We start from the raw sequence: 19,989 nt of genomic DNA, 5'->3' as shown, positions 1-19,989 counted from the left end.
TCATCGCCGGTTCCTGCCTGGCTCTGCGATGGCTGGTTGCCCAGGATCCTCAGAGTCTCACAAGCCCCTTTCGGGAACTCGGCCACTATGCCTGGGAATCTGCACCCGACAATCGGTGGCAAAGCGCCTTGCCTTGCGAAGATCAAAGGTGGGAGCTGTCGAGCTTTAGCGAGGCTGCGACGGCGTCGGCACTCTCAACATTGATGTTGCCTGACCTACCGCTATCGCAGCCTCGCTAAAACTCGATAGCTCCCACACTGGATTTACATCGTCCATGGCTTGACCTACTGCCCCCTCGCCACAAGCAGCTCAACAAACGCTTTCGCCATCGGCGTCTGCTGGCCCTTGCGCTGCACCAGCCACACCGCCGTCACCGCTTCCTGGTCCAGCAGCGTGCGATACACCACGCCATCAATGCGGATCCGCTGATACGACGCCGGCAGCACCGAGACCCCCAACCCCGCCGCCACCAGACCAATGATCGTCATCGCCTCCCCGGCCTCCTGGGCGAAGTGCGGGCTGAACCCTGCATCACGTGCCAGGTTCAGCAGTTGGGCATACAGGCCGCTGCCGTAAGTCCGCGGGAAAAACACAAACGGTTCTTCGGCCAATTGCGCCAGGTGCAACCCACGCTCGCTGCCTTCCACCAACGGATGCCCAGCGTTCAGCACGGCCACCAAGGGTTCGCGCATCAGCTCCACAACACTCAACGAGTCCGGCAACGGCAACGGCCGCATCAATCCCACCTGTATCGACTCATCCACCAGCGACTCGGCCACTTCCGTGCTGCTCATCTCCTGCAGATTCAAATGCACTGCCGGGAACGCCTGGCGAAAGGCGAAGATCGCCTGTGGGATGCTGGAGTTGAACGGCGCGGAAGACGTGAAGCCAATCTTCAACTCCCCCAGTTCCCCCAACTGCGCCCGACGCGCCACGTCCGCGGCTTTATCCACCTGCGCCAGCACCAGACGCGCCTCTTGCAGGAACAACCGGCCCGCCTCGCTCAGCTCAACCCGACGATTGGTACGCTCAAACAACCGCGCACCTATCTCCTGCTCCAGCGCCTGGATCTGCTGGCTCAGGGGCGGCTGGGAGATCCCCAGCACCTGCGCAGCGCGGCCAAAATGCAGCTCTTCTGCCACGGCGATGAAGTAACGCAGGTGGCGCAATTCCATGAAAACCTCATTAGGTCGTAAAAGCTCTTAAACAGGTCGAACAATATATTGGAAAGAATCAATAGGGAGCTATATTCTTTTTTGCATTGCCGCCCTGGCAGCCTTTGCTCCCCGAGGTCCCGCGTGAAATCTGCTGTCGCTCCGCTCGCTCAAGAAGTCCCACCCACCGCCCTCGATGACGTGGTGGCGCAGCTCAATGAGCAGTTCATCGAAAAAGGCACGCCGATGTTCATGCGCACGGTGCTGGCGCTGTTTTCCGGCGGTTTCGCCACCTTCGCCCTGCTGTACTGCGTACAGCCGATGATGCCGGCGCTGTCCCACGAATTTTCTATCAATGCCGCACAAAGCAGCCTGATTCTCTCGGTGGCCACCGGCATGCTCGCCATTGGCTTGCTGATCACCGGGCCGATTTCCGACACTCTCGGGCGCAAGCCGGTGATGGTGGCCGCGCTGTTCTGCGCCGCGCTGTGCACCATCGCCAGCGGCCTGATGCCGAGCTGGGAAGGCATTCTGCTGATGCGCGCCCTGGTGGGCCTGTCCCTCAGCGGCCTGGCGGCGGTGGCCATGACCTACCTGAGCGAAGAGATCCACCCGCAACACATCGGCCTGGCCATGGGCCTGTACATCGGCGGCAACGCCATCGGCGGCATGAGCGGGCGCTTGATCATCGGCGTCTTGATCGACTTCGTCAGCTGGCACACCGCAATGCTGATCATCGGCGCCCTGGCGTTGATCGCGGCCACGGTGTTCTGGAAAATTCTCCCCGAATCGCGCAACTTCCGCGCCAGCACCTTGCGCCCGCGCAGCCTGATCGACGGCTTCACCATGCACTTCAAGGATGCTGGCCTGCCTTGGCTGTTCCTCGAAGCCTTCGTGTTGATGGGCGCCTTTGTGACGATGTTCAACTACATCGGCTACCGCCTGCTCGCCGATCCGTACGATTTGAGCCAGGCCGTGGTAGGCCTGTTGTCGCTGGTGTACCTCTCGGGTATCTACAGCTCGGCGAAGATCGGTTCCCTGGCCGACCGCCTGGGCCGCCGTCGCGTGCTGTGGGGCACCATTGTGTTGATGCTCGGCGGCATCGCCCTGACCCTGTTCACCCCGCTGTGGCTGGTAGTGCCCGGCATGCTGATCTTCACCTTCGGCTTCTTCGGCGCCCACTCGGTGGCCAGCAGCTGGATTGGCCGCCGCGCGTTGAAAGCCAAGGGGCAGGCCTCGTCGCTGTACCTGTTCAGTTATTACGTCGGGTCGAGTATTGCGGGGACGGCGGGCGGGTTTTTCTGGCACTACGGCGGGTGGAACGGGATTGGCGGGTTTATCGTCGCGCTGTTGATCGTCGCGTTGCTGGTGGCGTTGAAGCTGGCGAAGTTGCCGCCGTTGCAGGAAGCCAAGGCTTAACCACCGCTCACAAAAAAGCCCGGCATCTGCCGGGCTTTTTCATTGCCGCATGATCACTCGTGATACTGCGCCGACAACTCATGCACCGCCCGCAGGAACGCGCCTGCGTGCTCCGGATCCACTTCCGGGGTGATGCCATGGCCGAGGTTGAACACGTGACCGCTGCCCTTACCGTAGCTGGCCAGGATGCGGCCGACTTCAGTGCGGATGGCTTCCGGCTTGGCGTACAACACGGTCGGGTCCATGTTGCCTTGCAGCGCCACTTTGCTGCCCACGCGGCGACGGGCTTCGCCGATGTCACACGTCCAGTCCAGGCCCAGCGCATCGGCGCCGGCGTCGGCGATGCTTTCGAGCCACAGGCCACCGCCCTTGGTGAACATGATGACCGGCACTTTGCGGCCTTCGTGTTCGCGGATCAGGCCGCTGACGATTTTGCGCATGTAGGCCAGGGAGAATTCCTGGTACGCCGCCGCCGACAGGTTGCCACCCCAGGTGTCGAAGATCTGCACCGCCTGGGCGCCGGCCATGATCTGGCCGTTGAGGTAGGACGTGACCGACTGCGCCAGCTTGTCCAGCAGCAGGTGCATGGCTTGCGGGTTGTCGTAGAGCATGGCCTTGGTCTTGCGGAAGTCTTTCGACGAGCCGCCTTCGACCATGTAGGTGGCCAGGGTCCACGGGCTGCCGGAGAAGCCGATCAGCGGCACGCGGCCGTTCAGCTCGCGGCGGATGGTGCTGACGGCGTCCATCACGTAGCCCAGGTCTTTGTGGGGATCAGGGATCGGCAGGGCTTCGATGTCGGCCAAGGTGCTGACGACTTTCTTGAAACGCGGGCCTTCGCCGGTTTCGAAGTACAGGCCTTGGCCCATGGCGTCCGGGATGGTCAGGATATCGGAGAAGAGGATGGCCGCGTCCAGCTGTGGATAGCGGTCCAGCGGTTGCATCGTGACTTCGCAGGCGAACTCCGGGTTCATGCACAGGCTCATGAAGTCGCCGGCGTGGGCGCGACTGGCGCGGTATTCCGGCAGGTAGCGACCGGCCTGGCGCATCATCCACACAGGGGTGACGTCCACGGGTTGCTTGAGCAGGGCACGAAGGAAACGGTCGTTCTTGAGGGCAGTCATGTCGGCATCCGCAAAAAAAGTGCGGGCATTTTCTCAGAGCGCGACGCAAAAGGCACGGCAAGAGCCGTGCCTTTTGTCTATCGGGTCAATTTGTCGCAATGAGTGGCGACACAAACCTCAATGTGAAATGAGGTTTGTGTGGGAGCTGGCTTGCCTGCGATAGCATCAACCGGGTCTGGATGACAGACCGAGTTGCCTGCATCGCAGGCAAGCCAGCTCCCACATTTGATCGCATTTCAAACTGAAATTTGATCAGACCTGCAGGTAATCCAGGATCCCTTCGGCGGCATTGCGGCCTTCGAAGATGGCCGTCACCACCAGGTCAGACCCGCGAACCATGTCGCCACCGGCGAAGATTTTCGGGTTGCTGGTCTGGTGTTTGTATTGGCCTTGTTCCGGGGCCACCACGCGGCCCTGGCTGTCGGTCTGGATTTCGAACTGCTCGAACCACGGCGCCGGGCTTGGGCGGAAACCGAAGGCGATGACCACGGCGTCAGCCGGGATGATCTCTTCGGAACCCGGGATCGGCTCAGGGCTGCGACGGCCACGGGCGTCCGGTTCGCCGAGACGGGTCTCGACCACTTTCACGCCTTCGACACGGTCCTCGCCGACAATGGCGATCGGCTGGCGGTTGTAGAGGAATTTCACGCCTTCTTCCTTGGCGTTCTTCACCTCTTTGCGCGAGCCCGGCATGTTGGCTTCGTCACGACGGTACGCACAGGTCACCGACTTGGCGCCCTGGCGGATCGACGTCCGGTTGCAGTCCATCGCGGTGTCACCACCGCCCAGCACCACGACCTTCTTGCCTTTCATGTCGACGAAATCTTCCGGCGACTTTTCAAAGCCCAGGTTGCGGTTGACGTTGGCGATCAGGAAATCCAGAGCGTCGTACACGCCCGGCAGGTCCTCACCGGCAAAGCCGCCCTTCATGTAGGTGTAGGTGCCCATGCCCATGAACACGGCATCGTATTCTTCGAGCAGTTGCTCCATGGTCACGTCTTTGCCGATTTCGGTATTGAGGCGGAACTCGATACCCATGCCGGTGAAGACTTCGCGACGATGGCTCAGTACGGTTTTTTCCAGCTTGAACTCGGGGATGCCGAAGGTCAGCAGGCCACCGATTTCCGGGTTCTTGTCGAACACCACCGGGGTCACGCCGCCACGCACCAGCACGTCGGCACAGCCCAGGCCCGCGGGGCCCGCGCCGATGATCGCAACGCGCTTGCCGGTCGGCTTGACCTTGGACATGTCCGGGCGCCAGCCCATGGCGAACGCGGTGTCGGTGATGTACTTCTCCACCGAACCGATGGTCACCGCGCCGAAGCCGTCGTTGAGGGTGCACGCACCTTCACACAGACGATCCTGCGGGCACACCCGGCCGCAGACTTCCGGCAGGGTGTTGGTCTGGTGCGACAGCTCGGCGGCGGCGAGGATGTTGCCCTCGGCCACCAATTTCAGCCAGTTGGGAATGAAGTTGTGCACCGGGCACTTCCATTCGCAATACGGGTTACCGCAACCCAGGCAGCGGTGGGCCTGGTCGGCCGAGTGCTGGGGTTTGAAGGGCTCGTAGATTTCCACGAACTCTTTCTTGCGTTGACGCAACAGTTTCTTCTTCGGATCTTTGCGCCCGACATCGATGAACTGGAAGTCGTTATTCAGACGTTCAGCCATGTTAAAACCTCATCAAACTCTTCAGGCGCATATCACTGCGGGTTGGCACGGATGCTGGAAAGCAACGATTTCAAGTTGGCAGCCTTGGGCTTGACCAGCCAGAAACGACGCAGGTAGTCATCGAGGTTTTCAGCGAGGTTACGACCCCATTCGCTGTTGGTTTCCTCGACATATTCGTCCAGCACATGCTGCAAGTGGTTGCGATAGGATTCCATCGCTTCGCCGCTGATCCGCTGGATCTCCACCAACTCGTGGTTCACCTTGTCGACGAAGGTGTTGTCCTGGTCGAGCACGTAGGCGAAACCGCCGGTCATGCCCGAACCGAAGTTGTAGCCGGTCTTGCCCAGCACCGCGACAAAACCACCGGTCATGTATTCGCAGCAGTGATCGCCGGTGCCTTCCACCACGGTGTGGGCACCGGAGTTACGCACGGCGAATCGCTCACCGGCGGTACCGGCTGCAAACAGCTTGCCGCCCGTAGCGCCGTACAGGCAGGTGTTGCCGATGATGGCACTGTCTTGCGTCTTGTAGACGCTGCCCACCGGCGGGACGATCACCAGCTTGCCGCCGGTCATGCCCTTGCCCACGTAGTCGTTGGCGTCACCTTCGAGGTACATGTTCAGGCCACCGGCGTTCCACACGCCGAAGCTCTGGCCAGCGGTGCCGTTGAAGCGGAAGGTGATCGGTGCCTTGGCCATGCCCTGGTTGCCGTGCTTGCGCGCGATTTCGCCGGAGACGCGTGCGCCGATGGAACGGTCGCAGTTGCAGATGTCCAGGGCGAATTCGCCGCCGCTCGCGTCGTTGATCGACGAAGTGGCCATCTCGACCATCTTCTCGGCCAGCAGGCCTTTGTCGAACGGCGGGTTCCGCTCAACCTGGCAGAACTGTGGTTTGTCCGCCGGGATGTGATCGCTGCCCAACAGCGGCGTCAGGTCCAGGTGCTGTTGCTTGGCGGTCTGGCCCTGGATGATGTCCAGCAGGTCGGTACGACCGATCAGCTCTTCCAGCGAACGCACGCCCAGCTTGGCCAGCCACTCACGGGTTTCTTCGGCGACGTAGGTGAAGAAGTTCACCACCATGTCGACGGTACCGATGTAGTGGTCCTTGCGCAGCTTCTCGTTCTGGGTGGCCACGCCGGTGGCGCAGTTGTTCAGGTGGCAGATGCGCAGGTATTTGCAGCCCAGGGCGATCATGGGCGCGGTGCCGAAGCCGAAGCTTTCGGCGCCGAGGATCGCGGCCTTGATCACGTCGAGGCCGGTTTTCAGGCCACCGTCGGTCTGCACCCGGACTTTGCCGCGCAGGTCGTTGCCGCGCAGGGTCTGGTGAGTTTCCGCCAGGCCCAGTTCCCACGGCGCGCCAGCGTACTTGATGGAGGTCAGCGGCGATGCGCCGGTGCCGCCGTCGTAGCCGGAGATGGTGATCAGGTCAGCATAGGCCTTGGCCACACCGGCGGCGATGGTGCCCACGCCGGCTTCCGCAACCAGTTTCACCGAGACCAGCGCCTTCGGGTTGACTTGTTTCAAGTCGAAAATCAGCTGGGACAAATCCTCGATGGAGTAGATGTCGTGGTGCGGCGGCGGCGAAATCAGGGTCACGCCCGGCACCGCGTAACGCAGCTTGGCGATCAGACCGTTGACCTTGCCACCTGGCAGCTGGCCGCCTTCACCGGGCTTGGCGCCCTGGGCAACCTTGATCTGCAGCACTTCGGCGTTGACCAGGTATTCCGGAGTCACACCAAAACGGCCCGTCGCAACCTGCTTGATTTTCGAGCTCTTGATGGTGCCGTAGCGCGCCGGGTCTTCACCGCCTTCACCGGAGTTGGAACGCGCACCCAGGCGGTTCATGGCTTCGGCCAGGGCTTCGTGAGCCTCAGGCGACAACGCGCCCAGGGAAATACCGGCGGAGTCGAAACGCTTGAGGATCGACTCCAGTGGTTCGATTTCGCCGATGGCCAGCGGCGTGTCCAGGGTTTTCACCTTGAACAGGTCACGGATCATCGACACCGGGCGGTTATCCACCAGCGCGGTGTATTCCTTGAACTTGGCGTAGTCGCCCTGCTGCACAGCCGCTTGCAGGGTGCTGACCACGTCCGGGTTGTAGGCGTGGTATTCGCCACCGTGCACGAACTTCAACAGGCCGCCTTGCTGAATCGGCTTGCGCGCGCTCCAGGCTTCGGCTGCCAGGGCTTTCTGCTCGGCTTCGATGTCGACGAAACGTGCGCCCTTGATGCGGCTCGGCACACCCCGGAAGCTCATCTCGCAGACTTCTTCCGACAGGCCGATGGCTTCGAACAATTGAGCGCCGCGGTAGGACGTGACGGTGGAGATGCCCATCTTCGACAGGATCTTCAGCAGGCCCTTGGTGATGCCTTTACGGTAGTTCTTGAACACCTCGTAGAGGTCGCCCAGCACTTCACCGGTACGGATCAGGTCACCCAGCACTTCGTACGCCAGGAACGGGTACACCGCCGAAGCGCCGAAGCCGATCAACACCGCGAAATGGTGCGGGTCGCGGGCAGTGGCGGTTTCAACCAGGATGTTGGAGTCGCAACGCAGGCCTTTTTCGGTCAGGCGGTGGTGCACCGCGCCGGTGGCCAGGGACGCGTGGATCGGCAGCTTGCCCGGAGCAATATGGCGGTCGGTCAGCACGATCTGGGTACGACCGGCACGCACGGCTTCTTCGGCCTGATCGGCGACGTTACGCACCGCGGCTTCAAGGCCAAGGCTCTCGTCGTAGTTCAGGTCGATGATCTGCCGGTCGAAGCCCGGGCGGTCCAGGGTCATCAACGAACGCCACTTGGCCGGGGAAATGACCGGCGAGCTGAGGATCACGCGGGAAGCGTGCTCAGGCGATTCCTGGAAGATGTTGCGCTCGGCACCGAGGCACACTTCCAGGGACATCACGATGGCTTCGCGCAGCGGGTCGATCGGTGGGTTGGTCACCTGGGCGAACTGCTGGCGGAAATAGTCGTACGGCGTGCGCACACGCTGGGACAGCACGGCCATTGGCGTGTCATCGCCCATGGAACCGACGGCCTCGTAGCCCTGCTCACCCAGTGGACGCAGCACTTGGTCACGCTCTTCGAACGTGACCTGGTACATCTTCATGTACTGCTTGAGCTGGTCGACGTCGTAGAACGCCGAACCGTGGTCGTTGTCTTCCATGGTCGCCTGGATGCGCAGGGCGTTCTTGCGCAGCCATTGCTTGTACGGATGACGGGATTTCAAGCGGTTGTCGATCGCGTCCGTGTCGAGGATCTGACCGGTTTCGGTGTCCACGGCCAGGATCTGGCCCGGGCCAACGCGGCCCTTGGCGATTACGTCTTCCGGCTGGTAGTTCCACACGCCGATTTCCGACGCCAGGGTGATAAAGCCGTTGGTGGTGGTCACCCAACGCGCCGGGCGCAGGCCGTTACGGTCGAGCAGGCACACGGCGTAGCGACCGTCGGTCATTACCACGCCGGCCGGGCCGTCCCACGGTTCCATGTGCATCGAGTTGTACTCATAGAACGCCCGCAGGTCGGGGTCCATGGTCTCAACGTTCTGCCACGCTGGCGGAATGATCATGCGCACGCCACGGAACAGGTCGATGCCGCCGGTGACCATCAGTTCGAGCATGTTGTCCATGCTGGAGGAGTCGGAACCCACGCGGTTGACCAGCGGGCCGAGTTCTTCCAGGTCCATCAGGTCGTTGGCGAACTTGGTGCGACGGGCCACGGCCCAGTTGCGGTTGCCGGTGATGGTGTTGATCTCGCCGTTGTGGGCGAGGAAGCGGAATGGCTGGGCCAGCGGCCATTTCGGCAAGGTGTTGGTGGAGAAGCGCTGGTGGAACACGCAGATTGCGGTTTGCAGGCGCTCATCGCTCAGGTCTGGATAGAAGGCGGTCAAGTCCGCCGGCATCATCAGGCCTTTATAAATGATGGTCTTGTTGGAGAAGCTGCAGATGTAGTGATCGGTGTCAGCGGCGTTGGACACCGACGAGCGACGACGGGAGGTGAACAGCTTGATCGCCATGTCCTGGTCGCTCAGGCCGTCGCCCGCGATGAACACTTGTTCGATCTGCGGCAGGCGCTCCAACGCCAGGCGGCCGAGCACGCTGGTGTCGATCGGCACTTTGCGCCAGCCAACGAGTTGCAGGCCGGCGGCCAGGATCTCGCGGTTCATGTTCTCGCGAGCAGCTTCGGCTTTTACCGGGTCCTGGTTGAAAAACACCATGCCCACGGCGTACTGCTTGGGCAAATCGGCGCCGAAATGCTCCTTGGCGACGGCGCGCAGGAACTGGTCGGGCTTTTGAATCAGCAAGCCGCAACCGTCACCGGTCTTACCGTCGGCGTTGATCCCACCGCGGTGGGTCATGCAGGTCAGGGCCTCGATGGCCGTTTGCAAAAGGGTATGACTGGGCTCGCCCTGCATATGGGCTATCAGGCCGAAACCGCAGTTATCCTTGAATTCATCGGGTTGGTACAGACCTGCTTTCATAGACACTTTCTCACCAGGCTGCCTCTTTTTATGAGGCAAATTTCTTTTCAATTCAACCGGTTACCTTCCACGCCGAACGTACGCCGGCTTAGCGGGGGCAAAAGGGAGGTCATTGTACACACCGACACAGACGCTCACAAATTTAGCGACGAAATGTCGCAAATCTATGTCGCATTTATGAAAGGTTTAAAGCGATATGCTGTGCTAGTCAAAACTTTTTTAATTCTGACCGCTACGACTCAAAAGCTACCGTGACGCAGACACCACAAAGCGCGCGGCCTGGAGGGCAGCACGCACTTGCGGTTTTTTTGAGGTGCCGGGAGGGCGGCCTGGGTAAGGCCGCCGAATCTTCAGCGAGTTGTTGCCAGTTCCTGTTGGACGCTGGCGACAGTGCGAGGCCAAGGTTTACCAGCCTGAACCTTCGCTGGCAAGGCCTTGATAGCGGATTCAGCTGCTGTACGGCTGGAGAAGTTGCCGTAAGTGATCACGTAAAGCGGCTTGCCGTTGAGTACTTTCTTGAAATAACGGTACTCGCCGCCCTGCTCTTTCACGAACGCCTGGGCGTTGGCTTCGGAGCTGGTGCCGAGGATCTGCACCACGAAGTTACCGGTAGGCTGGCCGCTGTACCAGCTGCTGCCGGTAGCGCCGGCCTTGGCCACGGTCACAGGTTTTTCAGCAGGTTTGGCCGCTGGAGCCGGTTTGGCCACAGGTGCCGGGGCTGCCGGCTTGGCAACCGGGGCGGGCTTGGCGGTGGCGACCTGGGCCGGCGCAGGTGCAGGCGCTGGCTTGGCAGCAGGCTGACCGGCTGGCACGCCCGCCGGTGGCGCAGTGGTGGTCACGGTCGGCGGCGTGGCGCTGGAGCCTTCCACCGGCACGCCGTCATCGCCTTCGGAGATGCCACCGGCTTCCTCGGCGAGCGGGCCGCGCATCACAGGTTGGCCCACCATCGGCAGGTTGGTCGGTTGGCCGGAGTTGGCAAATTCAACATTCGGCGTTGGCTTACCCAGTGGCAACTGCGCCTGTTCGGTTGGCGCGCCAGCGGTGGTCGGGGCCTTGCTGCGACCCGGGATCAACCAGGCGGCGGCAACAGCGACCACGACAACGGCAGAAATTGCCAATACGTGCTTCTTCGGCATAGTAAACCCCATCTTTGGACGCTTAACCGCTGAGCGGCTGGCAATCATGGCTTCGATCATTGCATCCCGGGCAACCTGGTTGATGGTGCCAGGCCAGCCGTCGGAGCTTTCGTGAATATCAGAGATCTGCGAAGCGGAGAAAAGTTCGATGCCCTGCCCTGCGCCTTCCAGCCGCTGGGCCAGGTATTCGCGGGTTTCTTCTTCTTCGTAGGGCTGCAGTTCGATGACGTGGAACAGCTCCTGCTCGCCGCTGATCTGCTCAAGCTCGGCAATCAGCGAAGACTCGCCAAACAGGAACACGTGGGGGCGGCCTTCAGGCGTACCGGCCGCCAGGGCCAGCAAGGCTTCCAGGGCGGACTCGTCGAGCTGCTCGGCGTCGTCCACCAGCAGGTAGACCTCTTGGCCGGTCAGGCCCAGTTGCACCACTTGCTTGAGGATGGCGTTCGGCTCGGCCGTGGACACGTCCAGGGCCTGGGCCACTTGGCGCAACACACCCGCAGCATCACCGGCACCACGGGCGGAAACCACCACGCTCTGTACCGATTGCTTGTTGGTGCTGGCCACCAGCGCCTGGCGCAGCAAGGTCTTGCCGCTGCCCAACGGGCCGGTGACCACCAGCAACAGCTGGCTGTAGCGCGCCAGGTGGTGCAATTGCCCGAGCACCGGTTTGCGTTGCGCAGGGAAAAATTTGAAACCAGGCACCCGTGGAGCAAAAGGGTCGTGGCTTAACTGGTAATGGCCGAGGAACGCCTCGTCGGCATGCAAACTAGTCATCGGGATCTTATTAACCTTTAAGCTGGGCCAGGGCGCGGTAATCCGCTCCCAGCGTGGCCTGTAAAATCTCTTTCGGATAATCGTCGGTCACTACCGCTTCGCCCATTCGGCGCAACAGCACCAGTCGCAGTCGACCGTCGATCACTTTCTTGTCTATTGCCATGTGTTCGAGAAAATCTGCCTCGGTCATCTCCTCGGGAGGAATGACCGGCAACCCGGCGCGCTGGAACAGGCGGATCCCGCGATCACGCTCCTGGGCGCTGATCCAGCCCAGGCGCTGCGACATCTCAAGTGCCATTACCGTGCCAGCCGCTACGGCCTCTCCATGCAACCACACACCATAGCCCATGTGGGTCTCGATCGCATGGCCGAAGGTGTGGCCGAGGTTCAAGGTGGCGCGTACGCCGGACTCACGCTCGTCGGCATTCACCACCAGCGCCTTGGCGGCGCAGGAGCGGGAAATGGCTTCGGTCAGCGCCACCTGGTCCAGGGCGCGCAGGGCGTCGACGTGTTCTTCCAGCCAGGTCAGGAACGGCTCATCGCAGATCAGCCCGTACTTGATGACTTCCGCCAGGCCCGCCGACAGCTCGCGGGGCGGCAAGGTATTGAGGGTGGCGGTGTCGATCAGCACCACGTTTGGCTGATAGAACGCGCCGACCATGTTCTTGCCCAACGGGTGGTTGATGCCGGTCTTGCCGCCCACCGACGAATCGACCTGGGACAGCAACGTGGTCGGCACCTGGATAAAGTCCACGCCGCGCTGGTAGCAGGCGGCCGCAAAGCCGGCCATATCACCGATCACACCGCCGCCTAACGCCACCACGGTGGTGCGACGGTCATGACGGGCAGTCAGCAGGCCATCAAAGATCAGTTGCAGGGTTTCCCAGGTCTTGAAGGCCTCGCCATCGGGCAACACCACCGAGATCACCGAGTACGCCGCCAGGCTGCGGCTCAGACGCTCAAGATACAGCGGCGCGACCGTTTCGTTGGAGATGATCGCCACTTGTCGCCCGGCAATATGCGGTGCGAGCAATTCGGGCAGGTCCAACAAACCTTCGCCAATATGGATCGGGTAGCTGCGCTCGCCAAGATCGACCTTAAGTGTCTGCATGTGTCCCCGCGTTGAAGATGAAAGCAGGCGTACTGCCCTACATTAACGTTGTCGGCAACGTCGGGATCTGACGCTGCCTGATGGCTCTACGCCACAACTCGGACGGTCACGACGTGCCGCCGAGAATAGCGCATTTCGGCTCTGGCTTTAACGGGGCGGCAGCTGCGCCAGGCGCTCAAGAATGTCGAGAACGACCATTCGTGGCGGCCGCTCATCGGTTTCCACCACCAGATCGGCAATTTCCCGATACAGCGGGTCGCGCAGCGTCAGCAAATCCCGCAGGGTTTTTTCCGGGTTGGCGGTACGCAGCAACGGGCGATTGCGATCGCGAGCGGTGCGGCCCACCTGCTGCTCGACAGAAGCATGCAGGTAAACCACACGACCGCCGGCATGCAGCGCCCGGCGATTCTCATCACGCATCACCGCGCCGCCGCCGGTGGCCAATACCACGCCATCGCAGCCGCACAGCTCGGCAATCATCGCCTGCTCGCGGTCGCGAAAGCCCAGCTCGCCTTCCTTATCGAAGATCCACGGGATATTGGCGCCCGTGCGCAATTCAATTTCCTTATCGGAGTCTTTGAATGGCAGGCGCAGCTCTTTGGCCAGCAAACGGCCGATGGTGCTTTTTCCAGCCCCCATCGGTCCAACAAGAATCAAATTTCGCACAGAATCAACGACTCACAGCAATCGCCTGGTTATTCATAATACGCGGAGTCAGGAATACCAGCAGCTCGGATTTTTTCTCCGAAACCACATCCCGCCGGAAAAGGCGGCCAAGATACGGCACATCGCCCAAAAATGGCACTTTATCTACCACTTTGCTTTGGGTATTGGAGAAAACCCCGCCAATCACGATGGTCTCCCCGTCCTTGACCAGCACCTTGGCATTGACCTCGTTTTTCTTGATGGGCGGCACATCGTTGAGTTTGTTCAGGTAGTCGGGCTCGTCCTTGGTGACCTTGACCTCCATGATCACCCAGCCATCCGGGGTGATTTGCGGGGTCACTTCCAAGGACAGCGAGGCCTCCTTGAACGAAACCGAGGTGGCACCGGTGGAGCTGGATTCCTGATACGGAATCTCGGTGCCCTTGAGGATTCGTGCAGTTTCCTTGTCGGAGGTGACCACCTTGGGCTGCGAGACGATTTCACCGTTGCCGGTTTTTTCCATGGCGGTCAGTTCCAGGTCCAGCAGCAGGTTGTCGGTGATAAAGGCCACCCCAAGGCCGGCGCTGCCGTTGACCGTACCCAGGTCGACAAACGGCGAGCCGGGTGGGGGTTCAGGCAGCTCGGCGCCTTCGGCCAGCGGCTTTCTGATCCCGCCGCCGCTCCAGTTACCCCGGTTAAGCTGCCCGCCCCAGCGCACCCCCAGGCTTTTGTCGTAATCCACATTGGCCTCGACAATCCGCGCCTCGATCATCACCTGGCGCACCGGGATGTCCAGCTGCGCCACGATCCTGCGCAGCTCCTCCAGGCGCTCCTGGGTCTGGTAGGCGATGATGTTATTGGTGCGGTCATCCACCGCCACCGAACCGCGCTCATCGGTTGCACCCTCCAGCCCCACGGCCGACTGGAACAGCTTGGCCAGGTCCGACGCCTTGGCGTAATTGACTTGCAACAGCTCGCGGCGCAGCGGCGCCAGCTCGGTCATTTGCTTTCGCGACTCCAGCACCAGCAGCTCGCGGGCGGCCAACTCTTCGGCCGGCGCCACCAACAGCACGTTGGCGGTCACACGCTTGTCCAACCCCTTGGTTTGCAGCACCAGATCCAGGGCCTGATCCCAGGGCACGTCCTTCAGACGCAATGTGATCGAACCCTGCACGTCGTCACTGGCCACCAGGTTGAGGCCGGCGACGTCGGCAATCTGCTGCAGCACGGCGCGCAACTCGATGTTCTGGAAGTTGAGGGACAGCTTGTCGCCGGTAAACGCCACGCGCCCGGTGCTCAGGGGCACGTTACCAGGAGGCGGCAGGTGGATAAGATCGACTCGATTGGGCACAGCCATGACCATCGGTGCCGTGAACGCTATCCATAGCGCCACACCGAAGGACGAAAAAGTCCTTTTCATTGTTTGTTTCCGTTATGAGTTCACGTTCAGGGCAAGGGTTTGCAAACGTTCCAGCCAGGCGCCCTGGCCATCCGGGAAAAGCTCGGCCAGTTCGATGTGGGCGTCATGAATCGCCGTGATCCGCCCGTGGTCTGGCCCCAGGTAATCGCCGATTGCCAGGCGATGGATGGACGACGCTCCACGCAGCAGCGCGAAGGTTTGGCTACCCAGGGACAAGGTGCCGACCATTTCGATCTGCTCTACGGCTAAGCCTTCGAGCATTCCCCGCGGCCTGGCCAGATCCGGCCCGGCAGCCGGTCGACCAGCAGGCCGCACACGCTGGCGCGAGGGGAGCTGAAAAGGATCGCGCACGTCCGCAAAATCGTAGGCAACTGGCTGCGGCAGCATGGGCCCAGCGAGCGCCTGCGAGCGCAGGTGCACGTCATCGCCCGCCTGAGGGTTGTATCGATAGGTCTTCGCTACCAGGCTAAGGCGCAACAGCGAGGGATCAACGTAGCTGAACCCCAGGTCATGCACCGTGACAATCCTTGGCAAGCCGGCGATACCGTTGATGAACCCCGCCAGATCGTGAAAAGCCCCGGTGACATCTACCTGCATGGACGATTCGATGTACAGGGACCGAGGCTGGTCATCCAGCAGCTCGATGGCGTCCAGCACCAAGCCATTGGCCGCACTCAGGCGGCTGATATCTTCAAGCAGGCCCGGCACTTCGGCTTCAACAGGCAACTGGCGCAACAGATTGGCGAAACGGCCTTGCATCGTTTCGAGGCCGTGGGCATGAGATTCCAGACCGGCCGCCTGGCGGCCTTTCAGCGTCACCGAATGCTCAAGCGCCGCTTCCTGCGCCTCAAGCTGGCGCAGGTGCTCCCGCGGCCCGCTCAAGTAGAAGGTGATGCCCACTGTCCACAGCAGGCCAACAACCGCGCCACCCAACAAAGCCTTGCCAGGCAGGGGCCAGTTGGCGGCATTTCGGTAGAGCTGGGCGATGTCGAGTTCCGTCAGCCTTGGCAGGCCTGACGCCACTCTCATTGGCGCACCTCATCCGAATGGCCATGGCGAACCGTCAACTGAAAGCCATTGTCGCCGCCGCCCTGCGCCCCCCGAACCCGCTGAAGCCTGGGCGCCTGCAAGTCATCGGCGGCCTCAAGGCCACGCATCAATTGGGCAATGTCATGGTTGGATTCCGCCGTACCACTGATCGACACAGAGCCGCCGTCCACGCTCACTTCACGTAACTGCACACCGTCCGGCACGGCACGGGCCAACTGGTCCAATAACTGAACGCCCGCCGAACGGTCGTCCTGCAAACCCTGCACAACTTTCATTCGCTCCATCAACTGCTGGCGCTGCTCATGCAACTCGTCGATGGCCTTGATCCTGGAGTCGAGTCCGGTGATGCCCTGGTTCAACTGGCTATTGCGGGCCAATTGCCGATCAATCGCACGGTCGATCACTTGGTCAGCCAGCCACACTGCGGCCAGCGCGACAGCCGCCGCCCCCAGTAAAAAAACCAGGAAATATTTACGCCGCCGCTCATTCCGTTCTGCCCGCCACGGCAGCAGGTTGATTCGTGTCATCAGTCGAAACTCCTCAAGGCCAACCCGCAGGCCACTCCCATTCCCTGGGCATCCACCGCCCATTGCGCGCCATCGACGCGACTGCCCGGCGTGATGCTGTCCGAAGCCTGCCTGCCCGCGCGGGCCAATGCAAATGCTTCGACGTCCACTATCCGCGTCGCCAGCCCGGCCAGGGCCAAAACCGCCTCTCGGGCCTCGACCTGCTCCTTGAGGCAGGCCACGAGCAGCACATCGACGCGCCGCCGATCAAGGGGCGAAGGGCCCTGCACCTGAAAGTCGATGGCGACGTCCTCCAGCGGATAAGGAATGTACTGGTCCGCCTCCTCATGGATTCGACGCACCATTTCATCATCACTGAGCCCTGCGTCCATCTCGAGCACGCGGGTAATCACCGAGGGCCCGGCCACGGCCACGGCGGCGTGCCTCAGCGAAGTACGCGCCTGTGCCAGCGCCCGGGAAATTGCCTGTGCGACGGTATCAAACTCCACCACGCTGCTGTCGACCACCGCATGGGCCGGCAACGGTTGCAGCGCATACGCCCGGACGCTGTAGCCGCGGCCTGACGCCTCCAGTTCCACCAGCCGAATACCCGCGTCATTGATGTCGACACCGAGGACGGCATCGGCTTTTCGCCTGAAAAATCCCTTTCTCATAAAACTCCCCAAAACTTTCCCTGTCTTACGGACTGATTGCTGCCAGGCTTCATGCATTCGGTCGGCTCGTATGAGCGGTGCGAATGACGCCCGAAGCCGAAAAATGCTTTAATGCCCAGCGTTTTTTCCCGCGTTTATCTGCTGGCCGGGTCGATCCACCGCTTACCGTGCATGCCCCGACGCCTAACCCATTCTTTTCCTTGGAAATCCAAAAGCCTTGATTCGTCTGCTGAAGTTTTTCGGGTACTCCATTGTCGCGATCGTCTGCGGGCTGATGCTCGTACTCAGCGGGGCCTATCTCTACCTTAGTCCGGGTTTGCCCTCCGTAGAGGCCCTGAGAAGTATCCAGTTGCAGATTCCTTTGCGGGTCTACAGCAGCGATGAAAAACTGATCGCGGAGTTCGGCGAAATGCGCCGCACCCCGATCCGTTTCGCCGACATTCCACCCAATTTCATCAACGCCCTGCTGTCGGCCGAAGACGATAACTTCGCCAATCACTATGGCGTCGACCCCAGCAGCCTGGTGCGGGCCGCCACACAGCTGGTAAAAAGCGGACACATTCAGTCCGGTGGCAGCACCATCACCATGCAGGTGGCGAAGAACTTCTTCCTGACCAGCGAACGCAGCTTTTCCCGCAAGGCCACGGAAATTCTCCTGGCGTTGCAGATCGAACGACAGCTGACCAAGGACGAGATCCTCGAGCTGTACGTCAACAAGATCTATCTCGGTAACCGTGCCTACGGGATCGAGGCGGCTTCCCAGGTTTACTACGGCAAGTCGATTCGTGACGCCAGCCTGGCGCAGATGGCGATGATCGCCGGCCTGCCGAAAGCCCCATCGCGCTTCAACCCGTTGGCCAACCCGGCTCGCAGCAAAGAACGTCGCGACTGGATCCTGGGCCGCATGTACAAACTGGGCAAGATCGACCAGGCCGCGTACGAAAGCGCGGTAGCCGAGCCGCTGAATGCCAGCTACCACGTGCCGACGCCGGAAGTGAATGCACCGTATATCGCCGAAATGGTCCGTGCCGAAATGGTCGGCCGCTATGGCAGCGAGGCGTACACCGAAGGTTTCCGCGTGACCACGACGATTCCGAGCAACCTGCAGGAAATCGCCAACAAGTCGGTACACGATGGCCTGGTCGCCTACGATCAGCGCCACGGCTACCGTGGCCCTGAATCGCGTCTGCCGGGCAAGACCCTGAGCGCCTGGACCGTGGAGCTGGGTAAACAACGCCCGATCAGCGGCCTTGAGCCCGCCATCGTCACCCAGGTGAAGAAAGATGGCGTACAGGTCCTGACCCGCACCGGCGAAGAGCATGTGTCGTGGGACAGCATGAAATGGGCACGCCCTTTCCTGAACACCAACAGCATGGGCGCGATGCCCAAGCAGCCGTCGGACGTGGCGCAGGTCGGTGACTTGATCCGCGTACAGCGCCAGAAGGACGACAGCCTGAAATTCAGCCAGGTGCCCGTAGCCCAAGGCGCCCTGGTGTCGCTTGACCCGCAGAACGGTGCGATCCGTGCCCTGGTGGGCGGTTTTGCCTTCGAGCAAAGCAACTACAACCGCGCCACCCAGGCCAAGCGCCAGCCGGGTTCGAGCTTCAAGCCTTTCATCTACAGCGCCGCCCTGGATAACGGCTATACCGCCGCCAGCCTGATCAACGATGCGCCGATCGTGTTTGTCGACGAGTACCTGGACAAGGTCTGGCGTCCGAAGAACGACACCAACACCTTCCTCGGGCCGATCCGCCTGCGCGAGGCGCTGTACAAATCCCGTAACCTGGCATCAATCCGGTTGCTGCAATCGATGGGCGTGGGCAAGACCATCGACTACATCACGCGCTTTGGCTTCAACAAGGCGGACCTGCCGCAGAACCTGTCGCTGGCCCTGGGTACCGCAACCCTCACGCCGATGGAAATCGCCACGGGCTGGAGCACCTTTGCCAACGGCGGCTACAAGATCACGCCGTACCTGATCGACAAGATCGAAAGCCGTAGCGGCGAAACCCTGTTCACCGCCAACCCGCCGCGCGTACCGGGTGACGTGGTCAATGGTGTCGCGGCCACTGATGGCCAGGCGGCCCCCACCAACGGTGGCATCACCATCAATCCGACACCTGGGGCAGCCCCGGCAGCCGACGCACCCGCCGCCCCACAAGCGCCGGCCGTGGCCGAACGTGTGGTGGATGGCCGTACTACCTACATCCTCAACAGCATCCTGGAAGACGTGATCAAGAAAGGTACCGGCCGTCGCGCACTGGCCCTGGGCCGTGCCGATATCGGCGGCAAGACCGGTACCACCAACGACTCCAAGGATGCGTGGTTCTCGGGCTACAACGCCGACTACGTGACCACCGTCTGGACCGGTTACGACCAGCCGGAAAGCCTGGGTCGCCGGGAGTTCGGCGGTACCGTCGCGCTGCCGATCTGGATGAGCTACATGGCCGCTGCGCTGAAGGACATGCCACTGCATACCCAGCCCGAGCCGGAAGGCATTCTCAGCCTGCGGATCGACCCGGTCAGCGGTCGTGCGGCATCGCCGAGCACGCCGAATGCGTACTTTGAGCTGTTCAAGAGCGAAGACACGCCCCCATCGGTCAACGAACTGGGCAATGGCGTTGCACCGGGCAGCCCGCTGCCGGCGGATGAGGCAGCGCCGATCGATCTGTTCTAACGCAGCCTGTGACTGAGCGCAGAACCAATGTGGGAGCGGGCTTGCTCGCTCCCACATTTGGATCACCAAAAGGTTCAAGCTAATCGCCAGCCACAAAAAAAGCCCCGACTCGCAAGAGCCGGGGCTTTTTTATGGTTCATCACGGATTCCCGG

General features: G+C 61.6%; 12 protein-coding genes and 1 pseudogene. 2 read left to right on the top strand and 11 right to left on the bottom strand.

Features of this window, described 5'->3' with window-relative positions:
- Nucleotides 1–284: 284 nt before the first annotated feature.
- A complete protein-coding gene (locus tag HX855_RS10450) occupies nucleotides 285–1,175 on the bottom strand; it encodes a LysR family transcriptional regulator (protein WP_010169215.1) in 891 nt (296 codons plus the stop codon).
- Nucleotides 1,176–1,355: 180 nt separating this feature from the next.
- Between HX855_RS10450 and HX855_RS10445 the strand changes: the two genes are divergently transcribed.
- Entirely contained in the window at nucleotides 1,356–2,573 is a 1,218-nt protein-coding gene (locus tag HX855_RS10445) for an MFS transporter (RefSeq protein ID WP_375140076.1), read from the top strand.
- Nucleotides 2,574–2,626: 53 nt separating this feature from the next.
- Here HX855_RS10445 and hemE read toward each other — a convergent pair whose 3' ends face one another.
- The 10 genes and pseudogenes from hemE to pilM form a co-directional block, all read right to left on the bottom strand.
- Complete coding sequence (gene hemE / locus HX855_RS10440; protein WP_076015450.1) at nucleotides 2,627–3,694, bottom strand: uroporphyrinogen decarboxylase; 1,068 nt, start codon at nucleotides 3,692–3,694, stop codon at nucleotides 2,627–2,629.
- A gap of 252 nt (nucleotides 3,695–3,946) precedes the next feature.
- A complete protein-coding gene (locus HX855_RS10435) occupies nucleotides 3,947–5,365 on the bottom strand; it encodes an FAD-dependent oxidoreductase (protein ID WP_003209353.1) in 1,419 nt (472 codons plus the stop codon).
- 32 nt (nucleotides 5,366–5,397) lie between these two features.
- Complete coding sequence (gene gltB, locus HX855_RS10430) at nucleotides 5,398–9,843, bottom strand: glutamate synthase large subunit (RefSeq protein ID WP_177086195.1); 4,446 nt, start codon at nucleotides 9,841–9,843, stop codon at nucleotides 5,398–5,400.
- Between the two features lie 350 nt (nucleotides 9,844–10,193).
- Nucleotides 10,194–11,753, bottom strand: a complete 1,560-nt coding sequence (locus tag HX855_RS10425; RefSeq protein WP_177086193.1) for an SPOR domain-containing protein — start codon at nucleotides 11,751–11,753, stop codon at nucleotides 10,194–10,196.
- A gap of 10 nt (nucleotides 11,754–11,763) precedes the next feature.
- A complete protein-coding gene (gene aroB / locus HX855_RS10420) occupies nucleotides 11,764–12,864 on the bottom strand; it encodes a 3-dehydroquinate synthase (protein WP_169386558.1) in 1,101 nt (366 codons plus the stop codon).
- A 147-nt stretch (nucleotides 12,865–13,011) separates the two neighbouring features.
- A complete protein-coding gene (gene aroK, locus HX855_RS10415) occupies nucleotides 13,012–13,530 on the bottom strand; it encodes a shikimate kinase AroK (protein WP_177086191.1) in 519 nt (172 codons plus the stop codon).
- 4 nt (nucleotides 13,531–13,534) lie between these two features.
- Nucleotides 13,535–14,782, bottom strand: a pseudogene (locus tag HX855_RS10410) (type IV pilus secretin PilQ); the annotation flags it as partial.
- A gap of 159 nt (nucleotides 14,783–14,941) precedes the next feature.
- Entirely contained in the window at nucleotides 14,942–15,958 is a 1,017-nt protein-coding gene (locus HX855_RS10405) for a pilus assembly protein PilP (RefSeq protein ID WP_177086190.1), read from the bottom strand.
- The gene (locus tag HX855_RS10400; RefSeq protein WP_177086188.1) at nucleotides 15,955–16,506 is read right to left on the bottom strand and encodes a PilN domain-containing protein; all 552 of its coding nucleotides are present in this window, start codon (nucleotides 16,504–16,506) and stop codon (nucleotides 15,955–15,957) included. Before HX855_RS10400 ends, HX855_RS10405 begins: the two co-directional genes overlap by 4 nt.
- The gene (pilM, locus tag HX855_RS10395) at nucleotides 16,506–17,159 is read right to left on the bottom strand and encodes a type IV pilus biogenesis protein PilM (RefSeq protein ID WP_177086186.1); all 654 of its coding nucleotides are present in this window, start codon (nucleotides 17,157–17,159) and stop codon (nucleotides 16,506–16,508) included. The genes HX855_RS10400 and pilM overlap by 1 nt, the downstream gene beginning before the upstream one ends.
- Before the next feature lie 220 nt (nucleotides 17,160–17,379).
- Between pilM and HX855_RS10390 the strand changes: the two genes are divergently transcribed.
- On the top strand, nucleotides 17,380–19,836 hold the full coding sequence (locus HX855_RS10390; RefSeq protein WP_375140075.1) for a penicillin-binding protein 1A: 2,457 nt from the start codon (nucleotides 17,380–17,382) through the stop codon (nucleotides 19,834–19,836).
- Nucleotides 19,837–19,989 lie beyond the last annotated feature (153 nt).

The organism is Pseudomonas sp. IPO3778, assembly GCF_013386825.1.
GTDB lineage: Bacteria > Pseudomonadota > Gammaproteobacteria > Pseudomonadales > Pseudomonadaceae > Aquipseudomonas.
The sequence above is the reverse complement of the archived record's forward strand: the minus strand, read 5'-3'. Positions and strand labels throughout refer to the sequence as shown.

What these genes read in the sequence shown, in the direction of transcription:
- gltB (WP_177086195.1), bottom strand. Translation starts at nt 9,843, where the DNA reads ATGAAAGCAGGTCTGTACCAACCCGATGAATTCAAGGATAACTGCGGT.
- hemE (WP_076015450.1), bottom strand. Translation starts at nt 3,694, where the DNA reads ATGACTGCCCTCAAGAACGACCGTTTCCTTCGTGCCCTGCTCAAGCAA.
- HX855_RS10400 (WP_177086188.1), bottom strand. Translation starts at nt 16,506, where the DNA reads ATGACACGAATCAACCTGCTGCCGTGGCGGGCAGAACGGAATGAGCGG.
- HX855_RS10435 (WP_003209353.1), bottom strand. Translation starts at nt 5,365, where the DNA reads ATGGCTGAACGTCTGAATAACGACTTCCAGTTCATCGATGTCGGGCGC.
- aroB (WP_169386558.1), bottom strand. Translation starts at nt 12,864, where the DNA reads ATGCAGACACTTAAGGTCGATCTTGGCGAGCGCAGCTACCCGATCCAT.
- HX855_RS10450 (WP_010169215.1), bottom strand. Translation starts at nt 1,175, where the DNA reads ATGGAATTGCGCCACCTGCGTTACTTCATCGCCGTGGCAGAAGAGCTG.
- HX855_RS10405 (WP_177086190.1), bottom strand. Translation starts at nt 15,958, where the DNA reads ATGAGAGTGGCGTCAGGCCTGCCAAGGCTGACGGAACTCGACATCGCC.
- pilM (WP_177086186.1), bottom strand. Translation starts at nt 17,159, where the DNA reads ATGAGAAAGGGATTTTTCAGGCGAAAAGCCGATGCCGTCCTCGGTGTC.
- HX855_RS10425 (WP_177086193.1), bottom strand. Translation starts at nt 11,753, where the DNA reads ATGACTAGTTTGCATGCCGACGAGGCGTTCCTCGGCCATTACCAGTTA.